Source organism: Cognaticolwellia mytili (genome assembly GCF_002104475.1).
In the GTDB taxonomy this organism is placed as follows: domain Bacteria; phylum Pseudomonadota; class Gammaproteobacteria; order Enterobacterales; family Alteromonadaceae; genus Cognaticolwellia; species Cognaticolwellia mytili.
Genome location: NZ_NBOF01000001.1, coordinates 734,079 through 749,621, shown reverse-complemented (window position 1 = coordinate 749,621; position 15,543 = coordinate 734,079). Strand labels below are relative to the sequence as shown.

Annotated in this window: 13 protein-coding genes; 2 read left to right on the top strand and 11 right to left on the bottom strand. The window is 36.9% G+C overall.

Going from position 1 to position 15,543, the window contains the following annotated elements; translation table 11 throughout:
* Nucleotides 1-87 precede the first annotated feature (87 nt).
* Nucleotides 88-636: an NAD(P)H nitroreductase gene (locus tag B7C41_RS03165; RefSeq protein WP_085297338.1), complete on the bottom strand. Its 549-nt coding sequence runs from the start codon at nt 634-636 to the stop codon at nt 88-90.
* Between the two features lie 381 nt (nt 637-1,017).
* Here B7C41_RS03165 and sppA point away from each other — a divergent pair, with 381 nt between their 5' ends.
* Both sppA and ansA read left to right on the top strand, forming a co-directional pair.
* Nucleotides 1,018-2,880 (top strand): signal peptide peptidase SppA, encoded by a 1,863-nt coding sequence (gene sppA, locus B7C41_RS03160; protein ID WP_085297337.1) that lies wholly within the window; start codon nt 1,018-1,020, stop codon nt 2,878-2,880.
* A 433-nt stretch (nt 2,881-3,313) separates the two neighbouring features.
* On the top strand, nt 3,314-4,324 hold the full coding sequence (ansA, locus tag B7C41_RS03155; RefSeq protein ID WP_085297336.1) for an asparaginase: 1,011 nt from the start codon (nt 3,314-3,316) through the stop codon (nt 4,322-4,324).
* A gap of 198 nt (nt 4,325-4,522) precedes the next feature.
* Here ansA and B7C41_RS03150 read toward each other — a convergent pair whose 3' ends face one another.
* The 10 genes from B7C41_RS03150 to lolA all read right to left on the bottom strand — a co-directional run bounded on the left by B7C41_RS03150 (nt 4,523) and on the right by lolA (nt 15,542).
* A complete protein-coding gene (locus B7C41_RS03150) occupies nt 4,523-7,384 on the bottom strand; it encodes a HEAT repeat domain-containing protein (protein WP_085297335.1) in 2,862 nt (953 codons plus the stop codon).
* Nucleotides 7,381-7,665 (bottom strand): YeaC family protein, encoded by a 285-nt coding sequence (locus tag B7C41_RS03145; protein WP_085297334.1) that lies wholly within the window; start codon nt 7,663-7,665, stop codon nt 7,381-7,383. Before B7C41_RS03145 ends, B7C41_RS03150 begins: the two co-directional genes overlap by 4 nt.
* Nucleotides 7,666-7,690: 25 nt before the next feature.
* Nucleotides 7,691-8,020 carry a hypothetical protein gene (locus B7C41_RS03140; protein WP_085297333.1) on the bottom strand — a complete coding sequence of 110 codons (330 nt, stop codon included), beginning with the start codon at nt 8,018-8,020 and terminating at the stop codon, nt 7,691-7,693.
* Between the two features lie 77 nt (nt 8,021-8,097).
* Nucleotides 8,098-9,594 carry an alanine/glycine:cation symporter family protein gene (locus B7C41_RS03135; protein WP_085297332.1) on the bottom strand — a complete coding sequence of 499 codons (1,497 nt, stop codon included), beginning with the start codon at nt 9,592-9,594 and terminating at the stop codon, nt 8,098-8,100.
* 127 nt (nt 9,595-9,721) lie between these two features.
* Nucleotides 9,722-10,849, bottom strand: a complete 1,128-nt coding sequence (locus B7C41_RS03130) for a M14 family metallopeptidase (protein ID WP_085297330.1) — start codon at nt 10,847-10,849, stop codon at nt 9,722-9,724.
* 65 nt (nt 10,850-10,914) lie between these two features.
* Nucleotides 10,915-11,322 carry a TlpA family protein disulfide reductase gene (locus B7C41_RS03125; protein ID WP_235839585.1) on the bottom strand — a complete coding sequence of 136 codons (408 nt, stop codon included), beginning with the start codon at nt 11,320-11,322 and terminating at the stop codon, nt 10,915-10,917.
* Nucleotides 11,323-11,773: 451 nt separating this feature from the next.
* Nucleotides 11,774-13,054: a serine--tRNA ligase gene (gene serS / locus B7C41_RS03115; protein ID WP_085297328.1), complete on the bottom strand. Its 1,281-nt coding sequence runs from the start codon at nt 13,052-13,054 to the stop codon at nt 11,774-11,776.
* A gap of 26 nt (nt 13,055-13,080) precedes the next feature.
* A complete protein-coding gene (gene crcB, locus B7C41_RS03110; protein WP_211279480.1) occupies nt 13,081-13,482 on the bottom strand; it encodes a fluoride efflux transporter CrcB in 402 nt (133 codons plus the stop codon).
* On the bottom strand, nt 13,475-14,830 hold the full coding sequence (locus tag B7C41_RS03105; protein WP_085297327.1) for a replication-associated recombination protein A: 1,356 nt from the start codon (nt 14,828-14,830) through the stop codon (nt 13,475-13,477). Before B7C41_RS03105 ends, crcB begins: the two co-directional genes overlap by 8 nt.
* A complete protein-coding gene (lolA, locus tag B7C41_RS03100) occupies nt 14,817-15,542 on the bottom strand; it encodes an outer membrane lipoprotein chaperone LolA (RefSeq protein WP_085297326.1) in 726 nt (241 codons plus the stop codon). The genes B7C41_RS03105 and lolA overlap by 14 nt, the downstream gene beginning before the upstream one ends.
* Between the last annotated feature and the right edge of the window lies 1 nt (nt 15,543).

Genomic DNA, 15,543 nt, shown 5'->3' with positions numbered 1-15,543 from the left:
ATCCAAAAAAAGCCCTCAATTGAGGGCTTTTTTATGTCTACAATATAGTTAATTTCACGACAGAGCTGTGGGTAATGCCAATTTGACTTATAAATAAGTGACAAAATCTTCCGGTGACTTACTCACTTTCAATGGTAATTCCTTTGCTTTGTCACCTATATATAAAAAGCCTACAATCTCTTCATGCAAAGCAATATTCAAACGCTCTTTCACTAATGGATGATAACTCATTTCACCTGTACGCCACATCGCACCTAGGCCTAAACTCGTCGCGGCCATTTGCATTGCATAAGCAGCACAACCTGCAGAAACCAGTTGTTCTTGTTTTGGCACTTTAGGGTGTTGCTGAAACTTGGTACTAATAACAATAATTAAAGGAGCGCGAAACGGCATTTTTGCAGCTTTTTCAGTTTTTGTCTCATCTGCACCGTCACTTACCACTGCAGATTTAAATGCTTTACTCAATTTTGTTAAGCCATCACCTTTTATCACAGTAAAATACCAAGGAATTAGTCCTGCATGGTCTGGCACACGCATTCCAGCCTTGAGAATATTATTAATAGTCTCTTCATTAGGCGCTAATCCTTGCAGATGAGGATTTGATTGACGAGTATGTAAAAACTCTAAAACATTCATAAAACGATAATTCCCTTTTAATTCAAATTAAGATATTGATTTCTACAATGGAATAACCACTATCTTTAATCAATACTTGGAGCTACCCCTTTTCGGCTTTCTAAAGCTTGCATTTTCAAATGACATGGGTGTAGTTACTTAATAGCGGATACATTAACATTTTTTAGTGATAAAAATCACAGGTGAATAGCTGTTTTTTATGAATTGTTTAAAACAGTTATCTATCTCTCTATTAACAAAATATTGAAGCGGTATTTTTCTCATGAAACTAATACCCCTTATACATCAGACAAAAATATTTACATTTTCCACTACTTTAGCAAGAGAATATTAAGTAGCATATACCTATCTAACTCTAAAATAACCAAACGATGAAGTTTTATGAAAGAAAATAGAGGTACGTTTGCCAGAATAACCTTAGGTTTATTCAGTTTGTTAAACACGTCACGAAAAATAATTGTCAATTTAGTATTTTTCACTGTGCTGTTATTAATATTTATTGCAATTTCTAGCGACCAAGAAAATATTACCGTTAAGCAAGGTTCAGCTCTTGTACTAAATTTACGTGGCGATATAGTTGAACAAAAATATGAAATTGATCCTATGGATGCTTTTATCAATGAAGCATTAGACCAACCAGAAAAAGCGCCTGAAGTTTTATTATCTGATGTGCTTAGCGTCATTGAACACGCTAAGAACGATGATCGTATTTCAATGTTGGTGCTAGATCTTAAAAAGATGCAAGGGTCTGGCCTTACCAAACTTAAAGATATCGCTCAAGCATTAGTTGAATTTAAGGAAAATGATAAAAAAATTATTGCTATTGGTGAACAATACAGCCAAAACCAATATTATTTAGCAAGTTATGCTGATGAAATATGGTTAAATCCAAAAGGCTGGATGTTACTTGATGGCTATGGCCGTTATCAGCTTTACTTTAAGTCCGCATTAGAAAAGCTTTCAATTAGCCAACATATATTTCGTGTTGGTACTTATAAATCTGCTGTTGAACCATACATACGTGATGACATGTCAGACGCCGCTAAAGAAGCGAACCACCTTTGGCTGAATGATTTATGGCAGCAATATAAAACTGATGTTGCGCTTCAGCGTAAATTTGCAATCAGTAACTTCGACGAAGACGTTAATGTACTAGTCGCTAAATTAAAAGCTGCTGATGGTAATGTTGCAGAATATGCATTGCAAAATAACTGGGTCGACGATTTAAAAACCCGTGCGCAAATAAGTAAAGACCTTATTGAACTCGTTGGCAGTGATGGTGATGATAGCTACAACCAGGTTTCATTTAATGATTACTTAACAACGATAACACCAGAGTTTGTGCCTGAAAGTATGAATACTGAAAAAGTAGCCATTATTGTTGCCAAAGGCACTATTTTAAATGGTAACCAGAAACCAGGTGCAATAGGTGGAAGAAGTACAGCTGCTCTTTTACGTCAAGCACGAGAAGACAGCAATGTTAAAGCCGTGGTACTGCGAGTTGATAGCCCTGGCGGCAGCGCATACGCATCTGAAGTAATACGACAAGAAGTTGAATTACTTAAAAAAGCGGGTAAACCAGTAGTTGCCTCTATGGGAACCTATGCTGCTTCAGGTGGTTATTGGATTTCAGCGCCGGCAGACAAGATATATGCATCGCCTACTACAATCACTGGCTCTATCGGTATTTTTGGCTTTTTCATGACCTTTGAAAATACGTTAAGCAAGCTAGGTATTTATACTGATGGTGTTGGTACAACTGACATTGCAGGCTTTGGCTTAACAAGAGAATTAACACCAGGTATGGCAAGCATCGTACAACTTAATATTGAACGTGGTTACCGTGATTTTATTGAGCTAGTTGCTGAAAACCGCGACATGAATACCGCACAAGTTGATGCAATTGCCCAAGGCCGAGTTTGGTCTGGTAAAAAAGCAAAAGAACTTGGCTTAGTTGATGAACTAGGTAATTTAGATGACGCTGTAAATGCCGCCGCAGAACTTGCCAGCTTAACTGACTTTGAAACCCTTTTAATTGAAAAAGAAAAAAGCAACAGAGCACAGTTTTTACAAAACTTATTGGGACAAGCATCCGTATTATTCGGTGACTCTACAGAGCCGGTTTACAATGAAAATAGTTTGACCAAAGTGATCACTAAATTATCTTCTGAGTTGAAACAAATAGCTGAGCTGAATGATCCTCAAGGAATTTATTCTTTTTGTTTAGCCTGTGAAGTTGAGTAATCATCTAGATTAATCTCCTTCGCGGATGATGAAAACAAGCAAAGCCTCGATAATTCGGGGCTTTTTCTTGCCTTAAATTAACCAATCTACAACTACTTAACCTGAACTCGGGATAATGAGAATGAAAAACACAACTATTTCAAAGCATTATCAAAACTTAATTTACAGTAGTGGTATTTACGTCTAGTTCAAGGCGTTTGAGTGTGCCCAATAACAAGTTATTGGTAACTTGAACAACGTAGAAATAGGCTTTAATAGCGCTGCTGTAGCATTTTGCTTATCCCGAGTTCAGGTTACTTAGCCTCTAAAAAACTTAAAGGGAAATGTATATTTTAGCTAGCTTGTTAGTATGCCCTTTGTGTTACAATCCAATTTTACGCTTCTAGGCTTGAAGCTAAGAGTAACTCAGGCCATTTACCATAAGATTCTTACGATGAGAAAACGCATTTATATTGCCTACACAGGCGGTACCATTGGTATGAAACCCAGTGAAGATGGCTATATTCCACAAAAGCAGCATTTAACAGACGCTATTATGAAAATGCCTGATTTCCATCGTCAGGAAATGCCAGAGTTTACCATTAATGAATATCAGCCATTAATTGACTCATCAAATATGTCGCCAGCTGATTGGCAAAGAATCGCAAATGATATAAAAGAACATTACCAAGAGTATGATGGCTTTGTGGTATTACACGGCACAGATACCATGGCATACACCAGTTCAGCCTTATCGTTTATGTTGGAGAATTTAACTAAACCTGTGATCGTTACGGGCTCTCAAATTCCATTAAGCCAACTAAGATCAGACGGGCAAGAAAACTTATTAAATTCGCTCTACATTGCGGCCAACTTTCCCATTGCTGAAGTCGGCTTATATTTTAATAATAAATTGTTTCGCGGAAACCGCAGCATTAAAGCCTATGCTGACGGTTTCAATGCCTTTGACTCACCAAATATGGCACCACTTTTAGAAGCTGGCATTAATATTAAATTGGTTCAAGGGGAAATATCACAAGCAAATGAAGAGCCATTAAAACTCGCGGACATTACGCCTCAGCCTATTGGTGTGGTGCATTTATACCCAGGAATTTCGACTGAGCTAATAAAAAACATTATCAAGCAACCTGTAAAAGCACTAATCATTCGTAGTTACGGCGTAGGTAATGCTCCACAAGATAAAGACTTGCTAGAGTGTTTAAAAGAAGCCAATGAAAATGGTATTGTGGTAGTAAACTGTAGCCAATGTATAAAAGGCACAGTGAATATGAAAGGTTATGCTACGGGTAACGCCTTAAGTAAAATTGGCGTGATCAGCGGTAATGATATGACTTTAGAAGCAACGCTAACTAAGTTACATTACTTGCTAAGTAAAAATTATTCACAAGCAAAGATTTGTCAGTTGTTACAAGAAAATTTACGTGGTGAACTGACGCTAAACTAGTGTATTTGTAAGATAAATGATCTTTGAGTTGTTTACATAGTTTCCTTAACAATTAGTTTAACTATTAATTATTAAGGGCTTACATTGATTTTAAACACTATTTTAGATGAATGTAGTAGCGAAAAATTAGTCACTAATATAAAAAGCCAGCAATAAACATTGAGTTTATTGCTGGCTTTTTCAATATATATTCAATAACTAATTGACAAATATAGCTTTAATTCGTTGTAGTAAACTAACATCTGCTTGCTCAAGTTTACCTAGCATTAGCCATTGGTTAAATTTAGCCGGTAGGTCGATGGTATTACCAGAAGACATTTGTTCTTGCATAAGGTTTACCTGCACCGTCATGCGCTTTTGTTGCAACGCTTTCGGTGAAGGTACGCCAGATAATATTTCTAATTCCAATGTTAATTCATCACGACTAACTGGTTTATCTTTATTATCAAGTTCTTGTAATTTCTTTTGCCAGAACGTAGTTAACTCAGAAAAAATCTCGTGTGACGTAAAACTAATACCGCTGACTAAACTCTCTTCTATGACGTTAAATATATTTGTCCATTGTTGCTTTTCAAGCGTAACTTTTAATTTAGCAATTTTATCAGTACATAACTTTTCTTTTTGGTCGATCAGATTTTCTAAGTTTGTAATTTTAGGTTTTTGTTGTTTAACACTTTGTTTTAACGACTGTAGTGCTTGATCAAATTCTTGTAGTGCGGGTAAGTTGTCTGCGTGTTCAAATTCTTTTTCAAGTGTTTCAAATGCTAGTTCAAATTCAGCAAGCCTAATTGAACTGGCATTTTTTGCTACAGCATTTTGTTGTTCACGTTTAGAAAAAATTTCATCATTTATTTTTCTGAAATTTTGCCATAATTTATTTTCAACTTTACTACCTGCATAACCTGTATCACGCCATTGTGATTGCAATAACTTTACTTGTGTCACGGCTAAATAAACATCTTCTTCAAGCAATAATTTTTCAGCATTTTTAATAAACGAAAGTTTTAATTGCTTATTGTCATTGTGAAATTTTCTAATAGATGATTTAACTGGCTGTAACGCTTCATTAAATTCAGTGTTAATTGCTCGAAAAATATTGCGATCGACCTGCCCCGAATTTTGCCAAAGTTTGATTAGTTTATTCAATTCATTATCAAATAATTTAAAATCGACAACCGCTTCTTGATTATTTGCTTGTGAAGTAACTAAACTCTCTGATAATTTTTTAGCCTGCGTTAACAATGATTGACGAGAAACTAAGTGTTGTTCACGTAACTTTTCTTGTTCAGCAAAGTATAAACGACATGGTGCAAAAGCGGTTTCACAAAGCTGATTGAATTCGTAATTTAAACCCTTCTCTGCATCATCATCTGCATGGCCTAAACTGTTCCAAGTTTTTCGATAGTGTTTAACTTTTTCAGCTTGTTCATTTGGATTATCCAATGGCGTTTCAACAATTGCTTTTATCTCAGTCAACAATTGTTGCTTACGAGGTGTGGCAATATAATGTTCCCAATCCGCTAATTCAGCGATTTTTTCATTAACGCTATCAAATTCTCGCTGTAAACGCAGTTGTTGTTGCTCTGACAATGATGCAAAAAGATGTTTGGCTTTTTTGAAAACACCGAAGGCGGCATTATATTTACCACCAGCAATAAGACGTTTAACATCATTAATTTTCTTTTGCGTTGCTGAAAACTCTTGTTTTTGAGTTTGTTGCAATGGTTTTAATGCTTGACGCCAATTATTTTGAATTTCTTTTGAAGCATTCTTAATTGAATCAGGCAATGTACCCGCAGATTGCTTTTCAGCATCTTTCCAATTTTTTAGCCATTCTTGATAGGTTGGTAAACGTTCATTCATCTCTTCAACATTAGTCGGTAATGCTAATTGAGATACTTTTGAAATAAGCTGAGTTGCTTCGCTTACTGATTTTGCTATTTCAGGTAACCGCTGTAACTTTTGTTGCTGCTGGCAAATTTTAGCAATAAAATCATTTTGCTCACTTTGAATTAATGGTGAAGCAATAATTTCGCTAGTTAATTTATCAAATACTGTTTGATACTGTTGCTCGTCAACCTCTTCATTTTCAAAAATGCTGGTAGACAATGTTTGATCAACAATAGCTAAAGTTTTATCAAAATGAATACGACACTGCTGTTTATCTTCCTCTAATCTACGACCAAGTTCAGCTTGGGCAAACTGCTCAGCTTTAACAGCAAATATTTTTGATAAATTAGTCGCAATAGTTTGCTGTTTATTGGTGAACTCTTCACTCACCGTCATTTCCAAGCAAGAAAAATCTTCAGTCAGTGCTTGCCACTCACTTTCAAGGCTCTTACGCTTATCAAGATAAACGGCATAATCACGCTGATCTTTCAATGCCTGTAGCTTAGCTAAAACCAAATTAACTTTTTTGCTTAAAATGATTGGTTGCTCAAGTGCAAATTTCAGTGCAGAAATTTTTCCTTCTATTTGACTGCTAATTTCATTATTAACAGCTTTTTTCTTCAATTTTTCTAAGGTATCGAGATCATGTACTTTATTAACAATGTACTGTTGAACTTCTACACTTTGCTTTTGATTAAATAAATTGATTAATAACTGAGGCTTTAAGTTTGCCGTTGTCGTTTTTTCAATGGCTGATGGTTTAGTGGCAATTTTTTCAAACAAAGCGATAATCAAATTCGCTTGCTCAGTCTGTTTTAACCAGTTTTCGAATAATGCGTAATGGTTATAGCCCGCAATGTAATTTAATTTTTCTTGCTCAGAAACTTTAACATCGTCTTGATCTGTTAAGATTGCTTCAACTTTCTTCTGGGCATATTGTTTTACTTTTGGCATCGAGTTTTCTTGGCTTTGTGTTAACCAAGTTTGAAAAGAGCCAAGTTTAATTAACGCTGCACGTCTTACATTTTCGTTATCATCATGCATTGCAAGTTGTGAAATAATTTCAAGTTGCTCAGGCTCGTCAATCGACAAACTACTGGTAATAGCTTCTACGCGTACAACACTGTCTTTATGTTGCCATTTCTTTTTTAAAAACTTGGAAAAAATCATAGATTAGAAAACCTAGCAATATCGTTGCTATCTTTAGCTACAGGGAAATCTGAACGTAGTTCACTTTTTGTTTTAATTATCATTTCACCACGAGGTCCAATGGAAAGCGTTTGATCTGAGTCTAGATGCTTAGATTGATAAGCCATCGTGATTTGTACGGCAGATAATTGTTGCTCTTTATCTACTGAAGTACCTTCAGGCCACTTGCCTGTTTCAGCTGCACATTTTAAACGTAAATACATTTCTTCTGACATATTGTCGACTAACTCAATGATATCCATGAAAATCTCTTTTAAATAAATTTGATTACTTACGACTACGTTTGACTAATAGAAGTCTGACACGTGTGACAATATATAAAATAAAGCCAACAACTGCACTGGTAATTGAGCCAACGTATTCCCATGTGCCAGGTTGAGCGTTTTGCCAATATAAATAAAGGAAACCACCACAAAATAATAACATGGCGATAAAAGAATGATTCATTAGCTGCTGTGATTTTTCAACCGCGCTAACTTTTTTTAATAATGCCAATTTATCGGCATCGAGCCCCGCTAGCTCCAACTGACAATGCGTACATTTTTTCGCTTTATCGGATATTTTCTTCTGACAACCCGGGCAATTAATTACAGCCATATATTTCCCTTTTTTTCGATGCTTTATTTTACCTAAAAAAAACGCCCTTGCGGGCGTTTTTTTAAAGTAAATGGTATTTATTTTTTGTTTTTCTGCTCAATTCTATCTTCCCAGAAATCAGCTTTTTCAATTCCAAGCTTTTTCGGGTCAAAAGTAAAGTTTTCAACACCCGCTTTCTGCTGACTTTCATAATCTTTCAATGCTTTAATAGCAGGCTTAGCCATAAAGAATATTGCGATAATAGCAAAAATATTCAACCATGCCATCAAACCAACACCAATATCACCCATGCCCCATGCCGCGCTTGGCTGTGCAACGGTACCGTAAAATACCGCAGACATAATGATCACTTTAAGCACAAATCTCAGAGCAGGTACCTTAATGGTTCTATTAATGTAGGACACATTATTTTCAGCAATGAAGTAATAAGCTAGCACTGTTGTAAAAGCAAAGAAGAATAACGCTACGGCAATGAATGGCTTACCAACGCCAGTTAATACACTGTCTACAGCAATTTGAGTAAAAGCGGGACCATTAATAACTACGTCACTGGCTAAGTTACTAACAATCATGCTAGTTGAACCTTCAGGCATTACGTTGTAAGAGTTGGTGATCAGAATCATAAATGCGGTCGCAGAACAAACAAATAAAGTATCAATGTAAACAGAAAATGCTTGCACTAACCCTTGCTGCGCAGGATGGTCAACTTCAGCTGCAGCTGCAGCATGAGGACCTGTACCTTGACCTGCTTCGTTAGAATATACACCACGCTTAACACCCCAACCAATTGCAGCGCCAAAACCCGCCATCGGCGTGAAAGCATCTGATATAATCAACATAAATACATCTGGTAGCATATCAATATGTAGCGCAATAATTGTACAAGCAATGATGATATAAGCTAATGCCATAAATGGCACTACAATTTGGGTAAAGTTAGCAATACGCTTAACGCCGCCAAATATAATGAAGCCAAGTAATAAAACGATAAATGTAGCGGTATACACTTTAGTTAATGGTAAGTCACCCATAAAAGAGCTAACTGAACCACCAGCACCAAATACATTTACCATTGCATCACCAATGCCATTTGATTGCACAACTGGTAATAATACACCACAGGCAAGAATTGTCGCTAATGCAAATGTCCATGCATACCATTTTTGTCCTAATGCTTTCTCTATATAGTAAGCTGGACCACCACGATATTGGCCATCTTCTTCTTCTTTATAAATTTGTGCATTAGTTGATTCAATATAAGCCGTTGCAGCGCCTAAAAATGCGACAATCCACATCCAAAATACTGCGCCTGGACCACCAAAACCGATAGCGGCAGCAACACCTGCAATATTACCAGTACCGACACGCCCAGAGAGAGAAACCGCTAATGCTTGAAATGATGAAATTCCTTTTTCTGAACTTTTTCCTGACAGTAATAGTCGGAACATTTCACGAAAATGACGCACTTGCACAAAACGCGTTAAAATCGAAAAAAATACACCTGTTCCTAAACAAAGATAAATTAAATATGGGCTCCAAATATAGCCATTAATGTTATTTACAATTTCCTGCACGCTAGACTCCTAATAATTATTATTTTTTTAAAGTTAAATTTGCGTTGTAAAGCCATATATTCACCAAGTAACCTGAACTTTTAGTAAAAAAGTACAAAGTCGCTCAGTGAATGTATATTCTTATTTTCTATCGTAAATCATCAACAACATGATAAATAGCCGTTAAGAAGTCACGCCCGAATAAGCTACTACGTTCATCAGACCAACCAACACTATAATCAGGCAATAAGTCATTATCTTTAAAGGGCATTTCTACTGTGTAAGATAAGCACTTAAATTGCTCGCCAACCCAATTCGCACAAACCGTCAAGTTAGCTTGGCCCGCTTCATCCTTATCATAACCTTTGTCATCTTGAAATTCTGGTGTAATAGCAAGAAGTACATTTTTGAACTTTTCTTCAAGTGCTTTATGACGTTCGTCATATGAAGGAATGCCTTCACAGCCAGCAACAAAGTTAAATGGTAGCGCTTCATCTCCATGAATATCAAGTAGCATATCAACGCCTGTTGCAAGCATTTTTTCGCGTACAAGATAAACTTCAGGGCTATTTTCCATTGATGGAGTTTGCCATTCACGATTCAAATTAGCACCATTAGCGTTGGTACGTAAATGACCACGAGCAGAGCCGTCTGGATTCATATTTGGCACTAGATAAAATACGGCGCTGTTAAGTAGAGAGCGCGCAACACCATCATCTTCATCTAATAAACGGTCGATAAAACCTTCCATAAACCATTCAGCCATTGATTCACCTGGGTGTTGGCGAGCAGTTATCCAGATAATTTTTTTACCTTCGCCCTCTTCACCGACTTTTAACACTGACATATCACGGCCATCAAGGGTTTGTCCCAAAACTTGCAGCTGACAGTCAATATCTAATTGTGCGCTATGAATTAAGTCTTGATGACGTTCATAGCTATAAGGTGCAAAATAGGCGAAATAAGTGGAATCATGCTCTGGTGTGAAGGTGATGGTTAGGTTTGTGCCATCAAACTCTGTCGGTACACGGAACCAGTGTTGACGGTCATAAGAAGCGACAGCTTGGTAATTTTCCCAGCCTTCTACATAAGCTGACTTACCCGCATTATTTAAATGCATAATATGCTCGGTATGGTCTGTATTGTGAAGTTTAAAGTGGAACCATTGATAAAACTCTGAATTACGATCTTTTTTAATTGCTAGTTGAATATCTGCCGGGTTTTGTGCTGAGATGACATCAATATTACCTGAGTCAAAATTTGCTGAAATTTGCATAAGACTATCTGCTCACTATTGTTTCGATAGCCATAGTGTACACAAACATGCATTAGATCAGAAGTCTAAAAACTCCTTAAATACAAGCCTATTTCCGAAGAATAGCCGAGAGAACGTGCAATTATCGTATTTTCTTCATCCAAAACATAATAACTTGGGTAACCCATGACTTTATAGTCACTTTTAACGGTTTCATTTCCGAGCGCTATTGGAAAAGTTAATTGATGATTCATGGTAAATTCTTTCACTTGCTCAACATCGACAAAATCTAAAGCAACCGCAATAACTTCCACATTAGGTGTTTTTTGATAAACATCTTGCAGGTTATCTATGCTCAAATTGCACACTTGGCACCAAGGTGCAAAAAAATAGACAATAGTTTTTTTACCATCGGCCTCTAAACTAATGTCACTATTCATAATTGTTTTCAATTGGTGTTTCGCGGGCACAACATCTCCACTTGACGATAGCATGCTAGTTTCTCTCAACATGGAAACGCTATTAAAAATAAATAAGAAAACAATTAGTTGTATTAAAATACTGCGTAGCAAAATGAAACTCTTCCTAATTAATTACGCTATAGCTATTAAGACCTGATAAGTTATTTTTTCATTCGCTGAAATAATGAAAAACTTTCTCATTGGGCGCTATATATTTAAATCATAAGGCTATATTTCCCTAATTATGAAACCTGGTTATATCACTGAATTATTGACGCCAAGGAAACTTAGCGAGTATACCTACATGGCACAAGTTAATTTTTTACCAACTTTAGCAATTGCGTTATGTTGTTCTTCGATTATTTTAAACGGTATATTTAATATGCTTTTTTGTTGTCGACAAAGCGATTATACGCTAGAAAAAATCGTAAAAAAAATCCAATACCTAAGTATTGGATTTGTTTATCAAATTAACGCAGAACGCTTAGCTGATGTTAGTACAACCTTTCATGTAAGGCTGTAAAACTGTTGGTATGTTAACGCTACCATTGGCTTGTTGGTAGTTTTCTAACACGGCAACAAGTGTACGTCCTACTGCTAAACCTGAACCATTTAATGTATGAACTAATTCTGGTTTATTGGTTTCACTGCTGCGATATCTTGCTTGCATTCTACGCGCTTGGAAATCACCCATGTTTGAACAAGACGAAATTTCACGGTAAGTGTTTTGTGCTGGTAGCCACACTTCGATATCAAAAGTTTTAGTGGCGCTAAAACCGATATCACCCGTACATAAAGTAACCGTACGGTAAGGCAATTCTAATTTTTCAAGAATTGTTTCTGCGTGACCTGTTAGGTCTTCAAGTGCTTTAAATGAATCTTCTGGTTTAACGATTTGTACCATTTCAACTTTATCAAACTGGTGTTGACGAATAAGACCGCGAATATCACGACCGTATGAGCCGGCTTCACTACGAAAACATGGTGTGTGTGCACACATTTTAATCGGTAGTTCTTGCTCTTCAACAATTTCGTCACGCACTAGGTTAGTTAGTGGTACTTCTGCTGTCGGAATTAACGAGAATTTTTTACTGTTTAAATCAGTATGGAATAAGTCTTCACCAAATTTTGGTAACTGACCTGTGCCGTATAATGAGTCTTGGTTGACTAAATACGGTACGTACATTTCTTGGTAGCCATGTTCTTCACTGTGCACGTCAAGCATAAATTGCGCTAGAGCTCTGTGAAGTTTAGCGATTTGTCCGCGCATTACCGCAAATCGTGTTCCGGCTAGCTTAGCACCACTTTCAAAGTCGATGCCTTTATCTAAACCTAAACCAAGATCAACATGGTCTTTAATTTCAAAATCAAACTCACGTGGCGTACCCCAACGTTTAATTTCTACATTGTCGTCTTCACTCGCGCCAGCAGGTACTGATTCATGGATCATGTTTGGAATAGCAGCGGCAATATTTTCAATTTTCGCTAAAACTTCATTTTGCGCTTCTTTAGCTGCTTCTAACTCGTCGCCTAATTTACTCACTTCTGCAAGCAATGGCTGAATGTCTTCACCGCGAGCTTTTGCTTGTCCTATAGACTTAGAGCGAGTGTTACGCTGACTTTGCAAGTCTTGCGTTTTCATTTGAATCGCTTTACGTTGCTCTTCCAACTCAACCAATTGAGCGGTGTCTAACGTGTAGCCTCTTTTAGCAAGTTCAGTTGCGGTGTTTTCTATGTCTGTTCTAAGTAGTTTTGGATCAAGCATGATATGTCACGTGTTTTCTTTATTATTTACTTGTTAAAAATAGATACAATAAACATACCTAATGCTGCTGCGAAAATACACAAGCTAACATTAAGTAATATGTTTACTGACGCTTTTATTACATCACCCTGTTGAATTAACAATAAGGTGTCTAATGAGAATGTTGAAAAGGTAGTAAAAGCACCTAAAAAACCGATACCGATAAGCGTTCTGTGAACACCGACCTCAATTACACCTTGCTCAATTAGCCCATATAGTGCTCCCATGATAAGGGAGCCGGAAATATTAACCGCCAGCGTCGCAAAAGGGAATCCTTTTCCGAGCCAATTTAAAATTAATTGTGAAATATAAAAGCGAGAGCTAGCACCAACGGCTCCGCCTAGGGCAACTAATAGATAAAGTGAGAAATTGCTCATAGTATTAGTCATATCGACGATTGGCACTCTGTTGGTCTAATTGGTTTAAGTAATTCAATTTATCACGCAGTTGTTTTTCTAAGCCACGATCAGTTGGTTGATACAATACGGTATTAGCAATATCTTCTGGAAAGTAATTTTCACCCGCCGCAAACCCGCCAGTTTCATCATGAGCATAGCGATATTCACTGCCGTGACCTAGCTCTTTAGTGATGGCACTAGTGGAGTTTTTCAAATGAATTGGTACGTCTAAATCACTAGTGGCTTTTGCCAGTACTTTGGCCTGACTAAATGCACTATAAACTGCATTGCTTTTTGGCGCTAATGCCATATAAACAGCAGCTTGTGCAATAGCACGTTCTCCTTCACTTGGGCCAACACGTTGGAAGGTATCCCAAGCATTAATAGCGAGTTGCATAGCACGTGGATCAGCATTACCAATGTCTTCACTGGCAATAGCTAATAAACGACGAGCAACATATAACGCATCACCACCGCCAGTCAAAATACGTGCATACCAGTACAAAGCTGCATCTGGATTTGAACCACGAACCGATTTATGAAAAGCGCTGATCAAATCATAAAAGGCATCACCACCTTTATCATAAAGGGCAATTTTATTACCCGCAATTTGAATTAGTTGCTCTTTATTTAAGATTTGTTTGTTATCAATAGTTGGTGATATCTCTAAACAATTTTCCAAAAGGTTTAGTAGACGTCTAGCGTCACCGTTGGCAAGTGCGATTAATTGCTTTTTGGTTTCCACAGAAACTTCAACTGCAACCTTGCTATTTTCTTTTTGGTAATTAAGCGCCCTTGCTAGTACATTATTTAGGTTTTCTTCACTGAGTTTTTTTAAGGTATAAACTCGTGCTCGCGATAAAATAGCTTGGTTAAGTTCAAAAGCAGGGTTTTCGGTGGTGGCACCGATAAAAATTATGGTTCCGTCTTCAATGTGCGGTAAGAAAGCGTCTTGCTGACTTTTATTAAAACGATGTACCTCATCAACAAACAATACTGTTCTGCGCTGTTGGTGAATGGCCCGATCTTTGGCATTATCGATTGCTTGACGAATTTCTTTAATGCCAGATGTTACTGCCGAGACACGTTCAATATCGGCATTGGCATGGTTGGCAATTATTTCTGCAATGGTAGTTTTACCTGTTCCCGGCGGACCCCAAAAAATAATGGAGTGTACTTTGCCTTGCTCAATGGCTAAAGGTAAAGGCATGCCTTTAGCAAGGATATGTTCTTGACCTTCATATTCAGCAAGCGACTTTGGCCGTAGTTTAGCGGCTAAAGGCTTAAAGGTATCGTTTTCGGCAAATGCTAAATCAAGCGAGCCATTAACGTTGGTCATCTAAATAAACACCTTCAGGTACGGTAAACTTAAATAAATCTGTATTCGTTTCATTATCATGCTCTGACAATGAAATAATACTTAATTGCCCTGTTGCATCAAGAATGTTGAAAGCAATTAATTTTTCACTAGTATTTTTCTCTTCAGCACTATCATTATTTTCAAATGTTAGTTCTAACGATTTAACACGAGAGTTGTCACTACTTGCTTGAATTAAATAGCGGTTATCAGCTAGTTGACTGACATTATAATCTTGCCAAAGCTTTGGGTCGTTATTAGTGATCAATAAAATGGGCGTATTAGCGATAGCGCTTTCTAACGTATAAACACTGACTTGTTCTACGAAAGGGTCGTAAAACCATAAGTTACTGCCATCAGAAACAATTAATGACTCATCCGGTAATTTAGTTTCCCAGTTAACTAAGTTGGGTTTACTCACCGATAACTGCCCACTACCCTGTTGTAATTCGTTTCCGCTTTCATCAAATATTTTTTGACTAAACTTTGCACTGAAAAAATCTATTTTTGCTAACTTTGACATTAAGTCAGTTTTGCTATTACTTTCATTTATTTGAGTTGTACTCATGACAGTGTTTTGGGCAACAACATTGTCTACAGTAACACTATTTTCAGCAAAACTAGAAGTTGATAATACGGTATTAAATAATGTTGCGATAACAACACTACGCTTTACCAAGTTCACTTTTGACATT